Below are 18,976 nucleotides of genomic sequence, written 5' to 3'. Positions count from 1 at the left end.
TTCCATTTTGCTTCCTAAAATTTATAATAAAATTGAATAAATAAGGCTCCTATGTAATTGTCAAAGTTGGTCAGCACTAATATTCTATTCTTAAATAAGAGAATTTCAATGTTTGTCTTTTTTCTCTACCAAATAGTGCTGACGTAACGGCTTTAAGAGTGCCAAAACTAATAGTAAAATGCCATAGAAAAAGTAAAATGAATGTAGCCAATGGAAACCTTGTAGGAAATAGACTTCCATATAAATCCAAATAATAAGTGCAAAGCCAGTGTAAACCAACCAAGACCACGACCAATGCATATCGGGGAATATATTTACTGCTTGAGCTATCTTGCAATCCTTGTGTTTTAGTAGTCCCCAAACAACAAAAATAGGCATTACTCCAAGTACAGTAAACAAAATAAGTCCGGGTATAAAAAAGTTTCGAAAAGGCGAGTGTTGCAGCATTAATTCTGGTGTCATTCCCATCCAACCTTCTGGAAATATTAGAAATGCTCCTCCACCAAATAAGGCTCCTACTGAAAGAAAGAGTAAAAGACCAACTAATATGTTTCGTGTTTTCATAAAGATTATTTTATTTGGTTTAACTATTGTTGTTTTTCAAAAATAAGCATGGTTTTACACCATATATCTTGTGTTCGTCATTTTTTAATCAATTTTTATTACCACATTACCCTTTTTATGACCTTTATCAACATATTAGTGTACTTCAATAATTTGCTCTATTGAATAGATCCGATCAATGACGAGTTTTGTTTCTTTCAATTTCCTATATTTTCAACACACTTTTTGACACGCGTCCAAACAGCGCATACACATAAAAAAACTACGCTATTTTATCGTTCATATTTTACTCTAACCCTTGTTTTCCAAAGCATTGTTGTTACAAAAACCATCAACAGAGCCAGAATGACTGAGCCGATCAACTGTCCAATCGCTACTGCCGGAATCGGTTCCAAGGGCCACGGTTCGATGAACGTAGCAAGGCATGCTCTAAAGACCCAGACCACTGTTAAAAACGTATAGAAAACGAGCGTTTCAAAATTTAATGCAAACACACTTTTTGCCAATATAATTAACACTAAACTGCTTCCAAATAGCAACAATGCAAAACACAAATTAGTATAATCAATTCCGACTATAAGATTTTCATATTGCATAGGAAGATAGTCATACCAATTGTACAAGTGTGGCACGAAAAAATGCCAAAACCCAACTAACATACTCAGAGTTAACGTTATGTAATATGTGATTTTCGTTCCTACTTTAATTGACTTTTCTTTGTTCATTTTAGTAAATAACTGATTTAGCTGTGTAATTTCTACTTAAAATTGTACTCCCATTATTATTCCTACTGCGTCTAATGCTGGATTATCCACATATTTTTTCCCATTTGAAGCATGAAACAAGCGGATACTTGTATAACCTTTAAGATTGTCATTTATTTGATATTCCATTCCCATTCCAACATGACTTCCAATGTTGACTATCGAGCCGGTTGCTCTTCCATTTGTAGTGTTTATATCAGGAAATTCCCTGGCATATACAACTAATGACATCCCAAGTCCTTCTACATACAAACGAGCATTAATTTTTGAAATTGGCAATATAAAAAGTCTTGCGCACCAATTTAGTTCAAATCCGGGCGTAATTTTTGAATGATCAGGACGCATATTCCCAAAGTTATCTTGTTTGGGTTCATTTACTTGATCAAAAGCCATTAAACCATTTAGCCCAATACTAAAATCAATCAAATTGTATTTTGGAGTTATGTCGATTAGTTTTAATACAGCGTCATATCCACCTTGTAACATATTTATGTTGTCATGATAGTATGAACCATAATAGCTAAAGTATATTCTTTGGTTAAAATGTCTTTTGAACCAGTTTTCTGAATTATTACTTTTAATTTCTTGAGCAAAAGCACCAAACGTTGCTAAGCAAAACAGCAACGTAAAAACAATTTTTTTATTCATACCTAAATTTCGTTTTTTTAGTCGCAATTCTTTTCAATAAATTGTATGATTTCGCTGTTTAATTCTTCCGCATATTCCATTGGTAACGAATGAGTTGCATTTTTCCATATTTTAGCGGTTACGTGTTTAACGTTTTTTTCAGCCACTTCTACAGCCTTAACAGAATTATGAACACCGCTATTATCAGCAAAAGCAACATATACAGGGAACTCCCATTCTTGCATTTGTTTCTTGCTAATCATTGTTGGATTAGGTAAATTAGAAGAATAATAATTTGCTCCTTCGTCAATCATTTTTGCCACAGGGTCGGTTGTGTCAATGGTTTCTGAACCGCTTATTTGTTTCAATAATCCCTGTCGCCACTTTTTCGGCAAAAACTTCATATTGTAGGGTATCGATTTTAATACGATAATAAGTTTTATCATCTGAAATGTGAAAACAGGTTCAATCAGAATCAAAGAGGCAACTTTTTGAGGATACAATGAAGCGTAATTAGCTGATAACCAGCCTCCAAATGAATGTCCTATTATATTTGCTTTCGTCAGGTGAAGATTTTCTATCGTTTCATTTATCCATTTCGCTTGATCTGCACTGTTTTTTATTGGAATCTCTTGCTCACTCAATCCCACATCTCCCAACGCATCAAAGGCGTACACAGTTCTATTTTTATAAAAATCGGGAACATTTGCATACCACATAGGTGTACCTGAAGACTTTCCGGGAAAGAGAAGTATCGGACTTTTATGGTTTGCATGATCATTTTTCCAACAATAACCTTGTACCGTTCCAAATGATGTTTTTATTCTTATCGATTCGGCTTCGGGCATTGTTTGAAGTGCTCTTTTGTACGCTTCTACGTACTCCTGTTGCTTTTCAGCAGAACTCCATTTGCCAATTAATTGTTTCATAATTTTTTACCACTTAAGGTTAAATGACTCTTTGTTCTAAAACATTAGTTTGTTTTATTTTCTTATAAAGGTATATGGTGTATAAAAGCATTATCAAAATTTGTACTAAGGAAAGTCCAATCATAAGGGGACTTAACTCTACCTCAACGCCATGTACCCTATCTCCCATAGAAAATGCTAAAAAATCATGCAGAAAGTGCCATACAATAACAGGAGTTAAGGATTGATGGAGCGTAACAATTGATGCAGCTACCAATCCAAACAAAAGCGCGTATATTATTTGAAGTACAGTGTAAAGCATATTGGCACCACCAATCAAGTTGGAAGCGTGTAGCAAACCAAACACTATAGATGAAGCAATTATAGAATAAATAACTCCATCTTTTTTTAAGATTTTAAGTATTATGCCACGAAAGAAAAGCTCCTCTGAAAAACCAACAGCTAAAGTAAATATTAATATTATTACGAATAGTTTCAGGTTGTTATGAAGGTAAAATCCTTCGTTAATATACCCGGGAATTAGTACGATAAGTTCCATAAGAATTATTGGAATAAAATACAATACTTTATCATAAGGGTATTTTGAACTTGTTTTTGACTTAGACCTATACTTTCTATAAATAACACCACCGACAATTGCCGCTAAAACAAAACAAATGGCTTGTATTAAATATACGGTTTCAACATCTTCTATACCATTAACTTGAGTAATAACTCCTGCCATTATAGGAAATAGTATTATCAAAATCCCAAAGGCAATGCTTATTAATAATCGTTTTATCATAACTATATTTTTTTAAATTTATAAAATTAGAGTTGGTCTGCACCAATATTTTTTTCTTGGATAAGGGGATTTATATATCTGCTTTTTTTTCGTTTGTTTTTATAGACAACAGCCTTTTCAGGACAGCGATGGTAGCAACTCAAACAGGCAACACATTTTTCGCCAAAGACAATGCGACCATTTTCGAGTTGGATATTGCCAGTTGGACAAATGCGAATACACTTCTGGCAATTATTACAATTCTCTGTAATACTGAAATCCTTGGCTAACATATGCCATTTTTTGCGGTTTTCAAGATGTTTTGGCGTCCATTTGTCTTTCTTAGGCTTGGAAATAATAATCTCCATGTCGTCTTGTATGGCAGCAATAACGGGATTTAAGCGTTTAGGAGCCTTGCGTAGAACCATTCTTATAGCCCATTTCGGTTGTGAAAATGTTAAAGTGTAGATTTCTGGCATCATAACAACCTGAACAGAACGTATATTAAGTCCCTTTTCTTTGCAAAGCTGATAAGCATAGTATGGGGCAAATGCTTCCATTCCTCCGTGATTGAGCACAATATACAATGGCTTGGAGGATTTCATATTGACAATAAAATCATAAACAAGCGTGGGTAAACCAAAACTATGAATAGGTGAAACTATGATAATCTTATCATAGGTATTGACATCATCCTTAAACTTAGGAATATAGCGAATCTCACCGTCCAATTCAGCTTTGATTTGTTCAGCGATAAAAAGACTATTTCCTGTTGATGAAAAATAAAAAATTCCGTTCATATTACTTTATCCTAATTGTTGTTTTTCTTTTTTTCTTCTTTTGCGAGATAGACAAAAACAAGTATTATCCCAATTACGTTAAGTCCGATTCCGAGACCCACTAAAAAGCCCTGCGTAAAATCACTAAAATTACTTGACGTTACATTATCAAAAAAATCTTTTGATACATATAATACATTACCTAATATTATCAGCGTAATTCCTGTTTTTAAATTTTTCATTTCAAAATCCCTTTTTATTTAAACTTATTTATAAAATCATCTAATGCTTTATCTATCTCATTGCCATGACCTTTCATCATATGCCCACCATCTGGAAATGTTACTAATGTGAGATTAGGAAAACGATGTTTAGCAGCTTCCACCTTTTTAAAACTTGACAATTTATCATCTTCAGAATGAACGATTAGCGTTGGTACTTTCAGTTCTTCAATAGGATACTCCTCAAAATTTCTCTCCATATCCGGATTTATTATTTTCCCATCTAAAACTACCCCAACTTTCCGTTCTGCAACAGGCATAATATCTTTTGCTGTTGATGCTGGCATACCCATAACAACAGGCATAAGAGGAGAAATTAAACACATAGCATAATTGGATAAAAACAGTTTAGGCGGTGCTTGATACTCAGAATATTTATCAGGTTTTTCAGTAACCGGCATTGCGGAACAGTAGAGTATTAACCCTTTAACACGTTCAGGATAATCTAATGCAAATCGGATAGCCGGAGTACCGCCAGCAGAAGTTCCCAAAATAAATACCTTGTCAATTTTTAAAGTGTCCAACAACTCTTTAAAAGCCTTGGATTGCTCTTTTGGTGTGCCATCATCTTTTACAATAGAACCTAAATATCCAAAACGTGATGGTGCTATTATACGATTTTTACCATATCTACTCTTAATATTGTCGTAAGCTTGGTCATAACCACCAAACATTCCATGAACAGACAAAATAGCCTCACCTTCTCCTTCATCTATATAGGTAATCTTGCCGTATGATAAATCTAATTCCTTTTTATTATATGAATTCAGTTTTTCTTTGGCTCTTTCTAAATCCAAATAACATTTAATGCCTTGTATTAGAATATATAGGGCTAATATTACTGCGATAACAATCAAAATCCGCTTCATTTTCTTTTGAGTTACAATTTATTCAAAAACATTAAATTCTATTTTATCAACTGTTCCTTTAAAATACTCATAATCGCCTTCAGGCAAATGCCACATTACTTTGACCTCCTCGCCAATTTTTAAATTATCCTGATTTTTATAACTATCCACAACAACAGAAAACTTGACTTTTTTGTAGGTGTTTTTGCCAGTAGTAAAATATCGGTCTGATGTTTCAAAATGTGTAAAGAGTCCCTCTTCGTTAAAGTAGAATATCCCTGAAACTTCAATTCCGTTATCTACGAGAGTTCCTCGAACTGAACAGTCATCTATCTGTTCCCATTTTACGTTATCTGATAATAGATAACTCGGAATAAATGCAAATTCACAAAAAGTCGTTATCAGTGCCGATTGCGCTACTTCTTTACTGTTATCGAAAGCTACATTTATCAAATTAAATAGCTTAACTTTCATTTCTCCATAACCATCTCGATATAAGTCTCTTGCTGCCACAGGCATACCTAAAATTTTCATATAGGCTACCCTTCCTATTGGCTTCACAGAATTGAATTGTGTTGTATAGAGTTTTTTCCACTCTTTGTCTGGCGACATTTTTAACCAAGACTCAGTCCAGTAAATATTAGCGTTTACGGGGATTGGTGTGTTTATATATCCACAAACACGAAGGTATTTTTTCAAGGGTTCAGGTAGGCTATTTATTGATTCTTCGGTAAATGTTTCAATCTTATGGCCCTTATTCTTCTCAATAAACTCTAATTTTTCATTTATAAAAACTCTCTTCATATTAGTACAACTTGTAAAAATTAGTAAAACTGACAATAGCGATAATACTCTATTCATTTCAAGTTTAGTTTATTGTTTTTTCTATTTTACTTTTTAAATCAAGTAAAACCTTAATAAACTCGTCAGGCAGGTCGGCGTGTATATCGTGGGCGGATTTAAAACCTCCAACATATTTACTATTAGGTACTAAATCAACAACTTTTTGAGCATCTTTTTCGTCCATTGCAGCAAGCAAAACTCCATTTTTATCGTAATATCCGGGAGCAGTTATCTCATTGGGTGCCACGTGCATAACAATGGTAGGCAATTGAATATTTTTCAAAATTTCTTCCGTGTCAAATCCTTCAAACCACGAAAAATCATAAAATGTTAATCCAAATCTTAGGTCATAATCGCCTGTTCTATCTTGCATATTGGCATTCAAGGCGTAGATAGAATTTATTCCCAATTTTGGTGGATAGTACCATACCTTAGGAATTTCTCCGGGATGTTTAGATAAATATTTCAAGGCGGGTCCTTTTATCACCTTGTCCCAAGCATTGAAGTCTGGAGTATTGATAACTTCTCGCATATAATTATGCTCTAATGAGTATTCCATAAAGCTACTTATCTCGTTTTGGTTAAGATAGTCGTACATATTTTTAAACTCTAACCATGCAATTGTTTTTTCCGCTCTCTCGGGAAGTGTTGAAAAGAAAGGACCATCTTCTAAAACAGAAGCTATAATATTGTCGGGTGCTTTAGCGGAAACATAAGCAGCAAGCAAGGCTCCCGACGAATGACCTGATATATAAACTTTTTCCCTTATAATATTTTCGATAAACCAAACTATATCATCTCCTATTTCTGCGGCATTATACTTGTCGGGATTTTTTGATGATTTCCCGTGTCCATAATAATCAAGGGCAAAAACATGAAATTCTTTTGACAGTTTTGGTAATACTTTAGCGTAATCGTAGCAGTTAACCTGCTGACCGTGAAGCAAAAGAAGTTTTGGACCGTTGTCGGGACCCTCTATATAATAAATTTCGGAGCCATCGGGTAATTTGGCAATATTCTCGGTAAAGCCTAATTTATATCCCTTTTTAACTAAAAACTTCTCATTTAGATAGTCGTAATTCAAATTTCTGTATGCAAAAACTGCAACAAAAATTATAACTGCTAGTACAACTATTCCGATTACTATTAGAATTTTATTTCTTTTTTTCATAAATCACTTCCTATTTTTTAAAATGGTATATTATTATCCTTGCAAAGATATTGCACAGCCTGACGACCAGTCAATAGGGCTACCGGAGTGCCTCCTGGCGACATGATTCGTTGACCTGCAAAGTAAAGATTTGATATTGTTTCTGGCTTAATTGGATAAATAGCTGCTTTTTTTCCAACCTGATCAATTGTCATCCACGAACCGTGATATGTTCCACAATATCTCTCGAATGTAAGTGGCGTTGCAATATCAATAATCTCAATCTCATCACGACTTAGCTGAAAATGAGTTGTTAACACATGAGCAAACTTTTCAGCCAGAGTTTCCTTTTTTTCAGAGTAACTTCCATCATCTTTTGCTTTTTTCCAGTAATCATAGCTATCGCCAAACAAAATACAAGTGAGTGCGGTACAACCAGACGGAGCATAATTCGGATAAGAAGCATAGTTGTTTAAAAAGAGACTTTTGTACGAAAAATCGCCGAATGAAAGCGATTCAGTTAACGGAATAAGAAAATTGGAAGGAAGATGACTCCAATCTTTTTTTAGACCTACGCTTACAAAAGTACATATAACAGGCTTTGTGTCTTGTCGCATCTTATGGCACCAAGGCTCATTCAATGGGGTTTCAAATAGTGTATCAATTGCTTCTCTGGTATCATTTGTGACTATCAATTGAGAGGCGGTTACCGACTTTCCATTGACTGTGATTGAGCAAACTTTATTTTGTTCCAAATGAATTTTTTCAACGTTACTTGAGTAATAAATTTTTCCACCCAATTTTTCAAAATATGTAGCCATACGTTTAGCCATTTCAGTAGAGCCTCCCTCTGGATATCCACCATCACCGGAACAGACACTCGCTAATAGTGTCAACATGTGACTGGCTTTATTTTCAGCCCCTGCGACTTCCTCAAGCATCAGACGAATAGCCGGATGCTTAAAACTTTTTGCATATTCTTTCGCAGAAATCTTTCCAAAAGGTGATAATCTTAACACCGTGAAAAGCATTTTCCATAAATATAGTTTTGAAGATCGCTCTTTTAATTTAACTCCCGGCACATCAAATATAGGCATCACGATGCCTGAAAAACGGCGTATTTGTTTGTATAATTTTCTGATTACTTTTTCGTCAACAGGCGATATCTCCAATAAATGATCTCTTAGGCGTTCAGGATTCGTATAAAAAGATATTATTTGTTGGTCATAGATACATGATATAAAAGCTTCTCGATTGTGGATTACTGTTGAAGGAGAAATAGCTCCTAAGTAAACCCACTCCTTATAAAGTGGCAAATCTTTTCTCGAACCGGTTAGCCAATGTAGCCCTCCTTCAAAAAGATACCCTTTTCGTTTCCAACTTGTGCAGTTACCACCTGGCAAATAGTGTTGCTCGTAAATTGTGCATTGAAAGCCCCTCTTTTGTGCATATATGCCTGCTGATAGTCCAGCTATTCCTGCTCCAATAATTGTTAGTTGATTCGATATTTCCTTCTCCATATTAGCCTACTTATTTTTATCGATTAAGAGATGTCTGACTTATTACTTCGCTCAAAATTAGAAACTTAATTTAGCTAAAGACGCTAATAACACAGCTGCTAAACCCCAAAAGTTAACTGCTATGTGGACAAGAATCGCATAGGCGTTATTATCATATTTTTCCTGATAATAACCGGCTATCAAGCCAATAGTTGTGGTTAAAACTAATGTCCTAATCACGAAAAGAGAGCCTGAGCCTGATGTTATTATAATTAAATGTACTAATGCAAATGCAACCGCACTGATAATCACAGGGACACTAATATGTCTTTTAAAAATTTTTATCCCTTTAACTTTCAATGGTTTTAATATATTCTGAAGAAAACCACGAAACAGTACTTCTTCTGCAATAGGTGTACAAATAAATATAAAGATAAAAAACTGTAACGGTGACAACGTAGAATGTGCAGAGTGTGATTCAATATTTTTGACTCCCATTGCTATTTCTACAATCGACATAATAATATTGACTACCATTGCTCCCAACAGTCCGAACAATATAGGTCTTAATGTTTTTTTAAACTTAGGGAGTGAGACTTTATATTTTACATGCTTCTTTAAACCCCAAATCAAACCAATTGAAAGAATCAACATAACTGTATTAGTTATAAAAGAATCAGGTATACATTCAGAATTCAAGCTAAAATTTTTGCCCGCAAAAGTTGATATTAGAAATACTATTGCCGTTAATAGCAATCCCAAAATAATTCGTTCACTATTTTTCATTGTTCTATTCTCCTGTTTGTCAAGTTTTTATATCGCTATTATTTAAAACCTATCACTTATTATTGAAGATTTAAGCTCATATATAATATCCCCATTAATCCCATGAAATTACCTGCCATATGGACAAGAATTGCATACGCATTGTTATTATATTTCTCCTGATAATAACCGGCAATTAATCCAAGAGTAAATGTGAAAATAAGAGTTCTAACTATGAAGAAAGTACCAGCACCTGTTGCGATTAAGCCTAAATGCGCTGCGCTAAACATAATAGCGCCAATAATTACAGGCACGCTAATATGCCTTTTAAATATTTTTAACCCTTTCTTTTTCAACGGATGTAATATATTTTGAAGAAATCCACGAAACAAAACTTCTTCCTCTATACTTGCATAGATAAATATAAAAAGAAAAAATTGTAATGGGGACATCACATCAAAAGCATAATGTGATTCTGCTGCGATTCCTAAATTATTCCCTATAACAGTAATAAGACCATTGACTAATACAGCTGCCAAAAACCCGAACAGCATTGGTTTTAAAGTCTTTTTGAACTTTGGCACCGAGATTTTATAATTCACATACTTTTTTAAACCACAAATCAAAGCGATTGAAAATAGCAGTCTAAGTGTGTCACCTCCAAAGGATTCGGGAATAAATTCATTGTCGATTTGGATTTTTCCGCCAAGAAATGCTGATATTAGAAATACTATTACTGTTAATAATATTCCCCAAATAACTCGTTCGCTGTTTTTCATTGTTCTATTCTCCTATTTATTAGACTTTAATATTGTTATTATCTAAAAATCAATCACTTAATATATGCAAATCGTATCAAATACAATTATTGAAGATTTAAACTCATGAATAATGCCGCTATTAATCCCATGATATTACCACCCATGTGGACAAGAATTGCATACGCATTGTTATTATATTTCTCCTGATAATAACCGGCAATTATTCCAACAGCAAATGCAGAAACAAGGGTTTTAACCATGAAGAAAGCACCTTTATCTGTTGATATTAAATTCAAATGCACTAAGCTAAATGCAGCAGCACCAATTATTACAGGTACGCTAATATGTCTTTTAAAAATTTTAAATCCTTTGTCTTTCAGTGGATTTAATATATTTTGAAGAAAGCCACGAAATAGAACCTCTTCAACAATACTTGAATAGATAAATACGAAAAGGAAAATCTGTAATGGAGACATCACGTCAAATGCGTAATGTGTTTCCGATTCGCCTTTTATGCTTATTTCAATAACTGAAAAAATAGCAACAACTACTATAGCAGCCAAGAATCCAAATAACATGGGTTTTAATGTTTTTTTGAACTTTGGCACCGAGATTTTATAATTCACATACTTTTTTAAACCCCAAATCAATGCTATTGAAAGTATTAGCATAAGAGTTTTCCCGCCAAAGGATTTAGGAATAAATTCATTGTTGATTTCTATTTTTCCGCCAAGAAATGCTGATATTAGAAATACTATTGCCGTTAATAGTATTCCCCAGATTACTCGTTCACTGTTTTTCATTGTTCTATTTTCCTATTAATTAAGTTTTTATAATATTATTACCTAATAATCAACTATTTATTAACGAGTAGTTGGTTTTATATTTTTACTTCCTTTAATAATTAACCAAATTGCGAAAACCACTTCCCACAATCCACCTGGACCGAGAAGATACATGCTCCACTCTTTTCCAAATAGCTCCATCAGAAAGCCAAAGGCGAAAATTGCATAACCTACAGCTCCCCAAATTGCTAACCAAGATGGTGTGATTTTATGCTTATACAGTGTCAAACACATTGGAATACTGCCAATTCCTAAAACTAACATCGCAAGAATATATCCCAAATCGTTTAATGCGCTTACGTTTAAAAGCACTGATGCAAGTGCTAACGCTTCAATGATTCTTGTAAAAAGATAAATATTGCTAACTGTTGGATTGTATAGAATCAACGTTTTCCTCAATAAAATCCCGATAAATAGAACCATTACCGAATTGGCGATAATTAGCAATGCTCCTAAATATTTTTCGGTATTGTTGGCACTTACAAACAATTGGCTTCCAACACCATAGACTAAGAAAGCCAATAGAAAGAGTACTCCGATAATTCGAGCATTGAAAATTGTAATCGTATGTATTTTATTATTCATGTCGTTTTATTTATTTAACTCTTGTATAGCTCTTTCAATTATTTCGTCAACTTCAGTATTTAAAGTGTCCATTTCAATAAAAATATCAGGAGCTATTCCGTGTTCAACGTTAAAGTCAAAAGGGTCTGTACTATATGTATCTGAAATATTTATTTTCCATCCATTTTGTAGTATATACATTCTTGGAATTCCGCCTCCACCTCCTGTTGTATCTCCAATTAAAGTAACACTTGGTATTTGATTCATAGTATTTGTAAAATCATTCGCAGCACTATAAACCTCTCTATTAACTAAAAGCATTACATTGTTAGTGTATATGGTTTCGTTTGACGGCTCAATATAAGACTCATATTTTTCAGAAAAACTGTTATAGCTTGTTCCCGTTTTATAATACCATTTTGCTACTAAAGTTTTTTTGGTAACAAAATGTCTCGCGATTTCCATTCCTGACATATTGTGCCCTCCTCCGTTGTCTCTAATATCAACAATAATTCCTTTTGTGTCTCTAAAATAGTTTAAAATATCATTAAACTTCTCATGTTCATTGCCATACCAAAAATTAGGAATATATACATATCCTACATCGTTTAATTTTTTGTATAAAACTACACCCGCCGTCAAATAATCATCCTTCAAATACTTTTCAAAGAGTAATTCTTTATCAAAATTAGCATTGGCGTTATTTGTAAAATCATATCCAATGCTTTTATTATTCCAAATTATTCTCGTATGCGTATCTTCCAACTTATTTACAAAAGCGGAAAGCACGATAAAAAAGTCTTCTTCCGACATATCATTTGTGATTTCTGGTTGAAATTCTAAATAGATTGAATCCCAGTTGATTTGTTTGTACTCAAAAAACACATAATTAGCTTTGGCTACTTCATAAACTTCCTCAAAAACAGATATGTTATCTGATTTTGTTTCAGGCATAAATACTTTTTCACAACCAATTAAGAAAAATGAAAAAATAAATAATAATTGAATTTTTTGCTTCATATTCTCTAAATATTGTATTTATACGTTATTAAGTAATAGTTGACACCGTTTATTATCTGTTTGTTGATGTCGAGACTATAGAAATTCCATTTATATTTTAATCCAATAGAATGTCTTTTGTTTAATCTATAATACATAGATGTTTGTGTATCTATTTTGAATGAATTATTGAAACTTGCAAAGTAGATTAAATGTCTTGAGTTGTTTACATAATTTTGGGTAACTACCGCCGAAACTAAAGGCAGTGAAAATTGAGTTTCGCCATATAATTTTCCGATATCAAAGCTATATTTAGAGACCCAAGCCAATGACACCCAACCATCAAATACGAAATTACGATAGTCAATATCCGAATTACGTGTATTAAGAAAAATATCTGTTGCTATGCCTGTAAACAGGTTATGTTTTGTTTTGCTGATTATATTCCACATTCCGAATAAGTCAATATTAAAATTATGGCTATTTATCTTATAATCAGTGATATTGGCAAGTTGTAATTTTGAAAACGAAAATTCTGTCTTTAATACGAATGTCTCTTTGATAAATTTTTGATAAGAAACTGTTGTTCCTAACCCCATTCCGCTCCAACTTAACGAAGATATATGCTTATCTAATAAGGTTTGTGAAGTTAGTCCAATATCAAACAATACTTCTCTCTTTTTTTCATTTTGCTGTGCAAAGGATATTTGTGACACAGTCAGAAATACAGCTACTATTAATGTAGTTGGATTTTTCATTTCTTCAAAATTTTCATAGTTAATGCAATCATTGTTCTGAATGATAGATCGTTATATGCTGTTTGGTTTACAGTTCCGGCGATATAAATATTTTCTTCAGGACTGTAAAATGCCAAAGCTCCTGAAAGCCCAGAATGCCCTATAAAATACGGAACCGCACCTGTAGGATTAAAAATTCCGGGCAGCTTGAACAAATGAATACCAATACCTGCACGCATTGGAGAAAATATTCTATTCCACTCTTGTAATTCTTCAATATAGGCTAGTGGAAACAATTTACCTGTGAAAAATGCCTCAATAAAAACAAGCATATCGGCAGAAACCGAGACCATTCCGCCGTCTGCCCCAAAAGATGTCATTGCTTTGGGTATTTTCAACTCCTTGCTTTTGTAATACAGTGTCTTTGGATTCTCATCGGTTGCATCTTCATAGAGATATGTTCTGGTTAAACCAAGTGGCTGAATTACATGCTCTTGGCAATTATCGGAATAAGATTTATCCGTTATTTTCTCGATAATTTTTCCCAAAAGCTGAAAATTGGCATCTGAATACTTTGCTTTTCCTTTTGTACCAGGTATAAAAAGAGCAGGTATATTTTTTGTTCTTTCAATAGAATCTTTAAAAGTCCATGACTGATCATTTCCACCCATTAACTCATTTTCCAAACTCTTCCCGTTAGCCCCTTTATCTTGAAAATAGTCAGGAAGCCCCGATGTATGAGAAAGCAAGTGTCTGATGGTAAGTTCGTGGGTAAACTCTTTCCCTTTGTAAATATGCAATCCATACAAAATTGAAGCATCAATATATTTACTGATTTTATCATCAAGAGTTAACTTGCCTTCTTCTCTTAATTTCAGGATTATCGCGGTCGTAAACAGCTTCGTGGTGCTTGCTATAAAATAAGGTTGATCTATGGTAAAATTACCGGATGCTCCTTGCCAAGCCATCGTATCGTTTTTTAAAGCAAAAGATGTCCCGAATACTTTTTTATTGTCAACCACTTTATCCAACACAGCTTGGAGTGATTTCTCTTTTTCAGTAGTCATTTTTTACAATCTTATTAAGTTCCTATTTTTGATTTTCTATTCTTTATAAAGTCAAACGCCAATATTGTTAAAGAGAGAAGAGTGCTGATAATTACAACCCAATAGTTATAATCATCATACTTATTATCTGCTAGTGTATTGACTAACATTATTATAAAAAGTGATGAATAAACAATCCAGAAGTTTCTAAGAAAAATATAACCCAGTCCCAATAACAACCCGATAAATCCCATGGTAGCAGCTAGCTCGATATCTTGAAATAACGAATCGATATAAAATGAAACAAAGAAAAAAATGCTTATTGAAATAACTAACAGCACTCTTTTAGCTCTGTTCTTTTTCCATTTTTTTATCGTATTTGGAATTAATAAAAAAGCAAACAATCCTATCCCTATCGACATTGGGAAAAACAATAGTATATATTTTAGAATTATACTCCAAGAGTATTTTAATTCTATCACTTTGAAAATGGCTCCCGATAATATTGTTGAAAAAACAATCGCTAAAAGTAAGAAAATATAACCTGCTGTTTTGTTTGAGCTTTTCTTATTGTATTTCCAACCAAATCTGTTTTTGAAATATATTGGAATAAAACAACCGATCAGACCTGTGAAAACGATAGAAAACAACAAACTTGACAATAATGTCTGTTGCATTTTGATGCTTATCAATTGAGAAATTCCCCAACAAATAAAAAAAACAGCAATCGAAAGAATTGTCAGAGAAACAGATCTCGTTTTCACATATCAATGTTTAGGCTAATACAAAGATATAAGTCTAACACACGGATGTAAAAGAAAAGATGTTAAGTTTTTATGAAGTTTTTCTGATACTTATTGAAAGCATAAATACTTATTTTAGTAATAAATTGCTATTCTATACTATACGTTTGTACTGTTTTAATCAATTCATTTACAACTATACTTACAACATTTTTATCCTTTCGTTTATTTGATATTTCTCTTAAAAACCCTGATATATCGATATTTTAGAGCATAAAAAAGACCTATGATTATATCTATTTTGTCGTTCTTTTATGACTAAGAAGTGAGTGGTTGATACAATTTAATAGTTTATTTTATCTATAATATAAGTCTCTATCTATATAATCTTAATTTGTTTTTGTGGTGAATTCTACTTATGACTTGCTTCCCAGAGTTTATCAGCTTTGGGAGCCCAGCGGTTTGCATAGGGCTTACACTTAGTATACAAATCGTCAATGTTTTCAGGAGACTGCATATCGGTTGAATAAGCACCGGAATTCTTGACCATATTGCATAAACACTCAGGATTTTCCAACATTGGACAAGGACGGAGCATATTGTCATTAAAGGGTTGCCCTTCTTTATAAGCCATAAATAAGGGACGTTTATAAGCTTCCAGAAGTGTATGAGTTCTAATATTGGAATCTGCATAGTGAATAAAAGCACAAGGTTCAATATCACCATTGGCGTTAATGTGTAAGTAGCTGCGACCACCTGCAATACATCCCTTAATATATTCACCGTCATTTTGGAAATCGATTGTGAAAATAGGTTTGGTTTTTCTGTATTCTCTTATTTTGCGGTACATAACCTCACGTTGTTCAGGTAAGGGCAATAGTTCAGGAACAGCCGTATTGCCAATAGGCATATAGTGAAAGAACCATGCAAATTTTGCTCCTGCCTCAACTAACATATCAATATACTCTTCCGAGCTGAGAGAATCGATATTTTTAGAAGTATAGCAACAGGATGCACCAAATGGCAGTTTTTTCTCTTTCAAAATACGCATGGCATTCTTAATTTTCCGATAAGTCCCTTCACCGCGACGATAATCGGTCGCTTCTTCAAAGCCTTCAATACTGATAGCAGGTATAAAGTTCTTGACACGTAACATTTCGTCAGCAAACTTCTCATCTATCAAAGTTCCATTAGTGAAAGCCAGAAACATGCAGTCAGGATGAGCTTCACATAAACGAATGATATCATCTTTGCGAACTAACGGTTCCCCGCCAGAGTAAATATACATGTATGTACCCAACTCGTTGCCCTGACGGATAATATCATCGAGTTCCTCATACTTCAGGTTCAGCTTTTGACCATAATCTGCCGCCCAACATCCCATACATTTTAAATTGCAGGCGGATGTCAGATCCATAAGTATAGCCCATGGAATATTACAGCCGTGTTTCTGTCTTGATTTTACCTGTTGGTTTGAAGCAGCCAAGGAAGTATTAACAATAAAATTCTCAAAGAAAACTTTGAAAACATCACGATCTATGTCAGTCCAAAGACTCTTGATCATTATGTTCCAGTTGTTATCCGGGTCATTAATAATAGTACGGAAGGGTTTAATTAAATTTGCATTTTTACCGTACTTTTCAAACCTTTCTGTCCATTTTAGGATTTTGGGCAAACCCTTTTCCGGATCTTCATCAAGGTAGTTAAGAACTTGCTTAATTGCAAATGCTTGCATATCTTCTTTAAATGTTCTTTTCATAGTAGGTATCTCCTTTTTATTTTTATATATTTGTTAATTTAAAATGGTTCAAAATCAGTTGATAAATATATTTTATGATTATCCGCATTTTTTACCTAAATTTATTTTTATAGCTTACACAAGCTAACAGTAGTCTGAAAGAAGGAAACACTCCGGATTCAATATGCATATGCAACATTTTTTATTAATTAAATTGATGTGCGACATGTATTATTTTTGACTTTTTGAATTACTATTGATTTTGTCTTTTAATTGTTGCCAAACTGGGGTGGCTTCAATTTCAAGTTCATTGTCAAATTTTATCATAAAGTCATGGTAATCATTTGATTTGAAAGCTATTTCTGCTTCCTTATTTTCGGGTTCAACCTTCGCATTATTTGCAATTTCATGAAATGTTTTATAGTGATCCCTATAAAAGCAAGGTCTTAATAAATTGCCAGGATTTGCCTTATCCCCGATATATTCTTTTTGCCATGCTCTGCCATTTACAAAAAGTGGTGATAATAGTGCATCAGATAATGATTTTCCTGAGCTATACAGAGTTTTTATATTATCTTTATAGTAGGGTATAAACACACATGGCATAATATTCCCATCCCAGTTTATATAAAAATAACCTCCAGACCTACCACACGAAATGCAGCCATTTGACATCGGTGCACTATTCCAGAAATCTGCTATGAAGTAATTCTTTTCATTAAGCATTCTGTCTTGTATTTCATGCAAATTCATCCTCTCTTTAGGAGAAATCATCAAATTGTCTGAAATGCCCCTCCCTATAGGCATGTATTGAAATATCCACATATATGTAGCTCCAATCTCATTGAAATAGAAATCATAAAATGATTCATTGAGAAGTAAAGAAATATTTTCCTTAGTAGCTGTAACCGAAAGACCGAAAGGCACCCCTTGTGATATTAAATTATTTTTTGCGTTTATAATTCTTTGAAATATTCCAGCACCTCTTCTCGCATCAGTTTCTGATTCGTAACCCTCCACAGAAATTGCAGGAGTGATATTACCTACTTTAGCCATACGCAAGGCAATTTCTTCATTAATAAGAGTTCCGTTGGTGTAAACCATAAAGAAGCAATCGTTCCATTTCTCTGCCAAATCGAGAATTGTTTTGCCCTCGCTCTTGTACATAAAAGGTTCACCTCCTGATATTACAAAGAACCTCATTCCCATATTAGAATATGCGTCATCGATTATTCTGTTCAGTAAGCTCCAACTCAAAGATGTATCAGTATCTGGGCTCGAAGATGCGTAGCACCCTGTACACCTTAGATTACATTTTTTTGTTGGTGATATAACTAATAAGGTAGGGGGCTGCATTCCATATTTATTGTAAAATATCTGCCTTGCTTCCTTGGATAAATTATTTCTAAATAACACTGAATTCAAAAAAGATTCAATTATTCTTGATGTTACTTTGGAAGATATATTTCCTTTATCAATATTCCTTACATAGGATTTATACATTGTCCACAAGGCAAGAAACTGGTATTGTCTTGATATTAATGAAGCATTGGATTCATGATCGTTTAATATACTTTGCTTCATCATTTTTTTTAGTTTTCCTTCAAGCAAATTTCTGGAAATTTTGCTTTCAACTAATTTGCTTATTAGCGCTGAAATTTGAGCATTCAAAGAAATTGTTTTCATTTTTTCAATTTTTTTAATTCGTTTTGTACTATAATTGTTTTTTAG

The 18,976-nt window shown here is 33.4% G+C and carries 21 protein-coding genes; all 21 read right to left on the bottom strand.

Annotation, left to right across the window (positions count from 1 at the left end; genetic code table 11):
• Nucleotides 1-105 precede the first annotated feature (105 nt).
• The 21 genes from GX311_09180 to GX311_09080 all read right to left on the bottom strand — a co-directional run bounded on the left by GX311_09180 (nt 106) and on the right by GX311_09080 (nt 18,931).
• Nucleotides 106-564, bottom strand: a complete 459-nt coding sequence (locus tag GX311_09180) for a hypothetical protein (GenBank protein ID NLK16552.1) — start codon at nt 562-564, stop codon at nt 106-108.
• 272 nt (nt 565-836) lie between these two features.
• A complete protein-coding gene (locus tag GX311_09175; GenBank protein ID NLK16551.1) occupies nt 837-1,289 on the bottom strand; it encodes a hypothetical protein in 453 nt (150 codons plus the stop codon).
• Nucleotides 1,290-1,325: 36 nt separating this feature from the next.
• Nucleotides 1,326-1,976, bottom strand: a complete 651-nt coding sequence (locus tag GX311_09170) for an acyloxyacyl hydrolase (GenBank protein NLK16550.1) — start codon at nt 1,974-1,976, stop codon at nt 1,326-1,328.
• Nucleotides 1,977-1,993: 17 nt separating this feature from the next.
• Nucleotides 1,994-2,884 (bottom strand): alpha/beta hydrolase, encoded by an 891-nt coding sequence (locus tag GX311_09165; protein ID NLK16549.1) that lies wholly within the window; start codon nt 2,882-2,884, stop codon nt 1,994-1,996.
• A 19-nt stretch (nt 2,885-2,903) separates the two neighbouring features.
• A complete protein-coding gene (locus GX311_09160) occupies nt 2,904-3,668 on the bottom strand; it encodes a CPBP family intramembrane metalloprotease (GenBank protein ID NLK16548.1) in 765 nt (254 codons plus the stop codon).
• A 26-nt stretch (nt 3,669-3,694) separates the two neighbouring features.
• Entirely contained in the window at nt 3,695-4,447 is a 753-nt protein-coding gene (locus tag GX311_09155; protein NLK16547.1) for a hypothetical protein, read from the bottom strand.
• A gap of 11 nt (nt 4,448-4,458) precedes the next feature.
• Nucleotides 4,459-4,668, bottom strand: coding sequence for a hypothetical protein (locus GX311_09150; protein ID NLK16546.1), 210 nt, complete (start codon nt 4,666-4,668; stop codon nt 4,459-4,461).
• A 14-nt stretch (nt 4,669-4,682) separates the two neighbouring features.
• Entirely contained in the window at nt 4,683-5,576 is an 894-nt protein-coding gene (locus GX311_09145; GenBank protein ID NLK16545.1) for an alpha/beta hydrolase, read from the bottom strand.
• Nucleotides 5,577-5,594: 18 nt separating this feature from the next.
• Nucleotides 5,595-6,416: a hypothetical protein gene (locus GX311_09140; GenBank protein ID NLK16544.1), complete on the bottom strand. Its 822-nt coding sequence runs from the start codon at nt 6,414-6,416 to the stop codon at nt 5,595-5,597.
• A gap of 7 nt (nt 6,417-6,423) precedes the next feature.
• On the bottom strand, nt 6,424-7,569 hold the full coding sequence (locus tag GX311_09135) for an alpha/beta hydrolase (protein ID NLK16543.1): 1,146 nt from the start codon (nt 7,567-7,569) through the stop codon (nt 6,424-6,426).
• 17 nt (nt 7,570-7,586) lie between these two features.
• On the bottom strand, nt 7,587-9,068 hold the full coding sequence (locus GX311_09130) for an NAD(P)/FAD-dependent oxidoreductase (protein NLK16542.1): 1,482 nt from the start codon (nt 9,066-9,068) through the stop codon (nt 7,587-7,589).
• Between the two features lie 57 nt (nt 9,069-9,125).
• Complete coding sequence (locus GX311_09125; protein NLK16541.1) at nt 9,126-9,833, bottom strand: CPBP family intramembrane metalloprotease; 708 nt, start codon at nt 9,831-9,833, stop codon at nt 9,126-9,128.
• A gap of 59 nt (nt 9,834-9,892) precedes the next feature.
• A complete protein-coding gene (locus tag GX311_09120; protein ID NLK16540.1) occupies nt 9,893-10,591 on the bottom strand; it encodes a CPBP family intramembrane metalloprotease in 699 nt (232 codons plus the stop codon).
• A gap of 86 nt (nt 10,592-10,677) precedes the next feature.
• Nucleotides 10,678-11,376, bottom strand: a complete 699-nt coding sequence (locus GX311_09115) for a CPBP family intramembrane metalloprotease (protein ID NLK16539.1) — start codon at nt 11,374-11,376, stop codon at nt 10,678-10,680.
• A gap of 60 nt (nt 11,377-11,436) precedes the next feature.
• On the bottom strand, nt 11,437-12,003 hold the full coding sequence (locus GX311_09110; GenBank protein ID NLK16538.1) for a DUF4386 domain-containing protein: 567 nt from the start codon (nt 12,001-12,003) through the stop codon (nt 11,437-11,439).
• A 6-nt stretch (nt 12,004-12,009) separates the two neighbouring features.
• A complete protein-coding gene (locus tag GX311_09105; protein NLK16537.1) occupies nt 12,010-13,002 on the bottom strand; it encodes a S41 family peptidase in 993 nt (330 codons plus the stop codon).
• 5 nt (nt 13,003-13,007) lie between these two features.
• The gene (locus GX311_09100; protein ID NLK16536.1) at nt 13,008-13,739 is read right to left on the bottom strand and encodes a hypothetical protein; all 732 of its coding nucleotides are present in this window, start codon (nt 13,737-13,739) and stop codon (nt 13,008-13,010) included.
• Entirely contained in the window at nt 13,736-14,785 is a 1,050-nt protein-coding gene (locus GX311_09095; GenBank protein ID NLK16535.1) for a beta-lactamase family protein, read from the bottom strand. The genes GX311_09100 and GX311_09095 overlap by 4 nt, the downstream gene beginning before the upstream one ends.
• 14 nt (nt 14,786-14,799) lie before the next feature.
• Complete coding sequence (locus tag GX311_09090; protein NLK16534.1) at nt 14,800-15,441, bottom strand: hypothetical protein; 642 nt, start codon at nt 15,439-15,441, stop codon at nt 14,800-14,802.
• Between the two features lie 478 nt (nt 15,442-15,919).
• A complete protein-coding gene (locus tag GX311_09085) occupies nt 15,920-17,266 on the bottom strand; it encodes a radical SAM protein (protein ID NLK16533.1) in 1,347 nt (448 codons plus the stop codon).
• Between the two features lie 210 nt (nt 17,267-17,476).
• Nucleotides 17,477-18,931, bottom strand: a complete 1,455-nt coding sequence (locus GX311_09080) for a radical SAM protein (GenBank protein ID NLK16532.1) — start codon at nt 18,929-18,931, stop codon at nt 17,477-17,479.
• Between the last annotated feature and the right edge of the window lie 45 nt (nt 18,932-18,976).

This window comes from Bacteroidales bacterium (assembly GCA_012519055.1).
In the GTDB taxonomy this organism is placed as follows: domain Bacteria; phylum Bacteroidota; class Bacteroidia; order Bacteroidales; family Salinivirgaceae; genus JAAYQU01.
This window is presented reverse-complemented; position numbering and strand designations above follow the sequence as displayed.

Bases quoted from the DNA above. Each gene is read 5' to 3' on its own strand.
- GX311_09180 (NLK16552.1), bottom strand. From the start codon at position 564: ATGAAAACACGAAACATATTAGTTGGTCTTTTACTCTTTCTTTCAGTA.
- GX311_09175 (NLK16551.1), bottom strand. From the start codon at position 1,289: ATGAACAAAGAAAAGTCAATTAAAGTAGGAACGAAAATCACATATTAC.
- GX311_09170 (NLK16550.1), bottom strand. From the start codon at position 1,976: ATGAATAAAAAAATTGTTTTTACGTTGCTGTTTTGCTTAGCAACGTTT.
- GX311_09165 (NLK16549.1), bottom strand. From the start codon at position 2,884: ATGAAACAATTAATTGGCAAATGGAGTTCTGCTGAAAAGCAACAGGAG.
- GX311_09160 (NLK16548.1), bottom strand. From the start codon at position 3,668: ATGATAAAACGATTATTAATAAGCATTGCCTTTGGGATTTTGATAATA.
- GX311_09155 (NLK16547.1), bottom strand. From the start codon at position 4,447: ATGAACGGAATTTTTTATTTTTCATCAACAGGAAATAGTCTTTTTATC.
- GX311_09150 (NLK16546.1), bottom strand. From the start codon at position 4,668: ATGAAAAATTTAAAAACAGGAATTACGCTGATAATATTAGGTAATGTA.
- GX311_09145 (NLK16545.1), bottom strand. From the start codon at position 5,576: ATGAAGCGGATTTTGATTGTTATCGCAGTAATATTAGCCCTATATATT.
- GX311_09140 (NLK16544.1), bottom strand. From the start codon at position 6,416: ATGAATAGAGTATTATCGCTATTGTCAGTTTTACTAATTTTTACAAGT.
- GX311_09135 (NLK16543.1), bottom strand. From the start codon at position 7,569: ATGAAAAAAAGAAATAAAATTCTAATAGTAATCGGAATAGTTGTACTA.
- GX311_09130 (NLK16542.1), bottom strand. From the start codon at position 9,068: ATGGAGAAGGAAATATCGAATCAACTAACAATTATTGGAGCAGGAATA.
- GX311_09125 (NLK16541.1), bottom strand. From the start codon at position 9,833: ATGAAAAATAGTGAACGAATTATTTTGGGATTGCTATTAACGGCAATA.
- GX311_09120 (NLK16540.1), bottom strand. From the start codon at position 10,591: ATGAAAAACAGCGAACGAGTTATTTGGGGAATATTATTAACAGTAATA.
- GX311_09115 (NLK16539.1), bottom strand. From the start codon at position 11,376: ATGAAAAACAGTGAACGAGTAATCTGGGGAATACTATTAACGGCAATA.
- GX311_09110 (NLK16538.1), bottom strand. From the start codon at position 12,003: ATGAATAATAAAATACATACGATTACAATTTTCAATGCTCGAATTATC.
- GX311_09105 (NLK16537.1), bottom strand. From the start codon at position 13,002: ATGAAGCAAAAAATTCAATTATTATTTATTTTTTCATTTTTCTTAATT.
- GX311_09100 (NLK16536.1), bottom strand. From the start codon at position 13,739: ATGAAAAATCCAACTACATTAATAGTAGCTGTATTTCTGACTGTGTCA.
- GX311_09095 (NLK16535.1), bottom strand. From the start codon at position 14,785: ATGACTACTGAAAAAGAGAAATCACTCCAAGCTGTGTTGGATAAAGTG.
- GX311_09090 (NLK16534.1), bottom strand. From the start codon at position 15,441: ATGCAACAGACATTATTGTCAAGTTTGTTGTTTTCTATCGTTTTCACA.
- GX311_09085 (NLK16533.1), bottom strand. From the start codon at position 17,266: ATGAAAAGAACATTTAAAGAAGATATGCAAGCATTTGCAATTAAGCAA.
- GX311_09080 (NLK16532.1), bottom strand. From the start codon at position 18,931: ATGAAAACAATTTCTTTGAATGCTCAAATTTCAGCGCTAATAAGCAAA.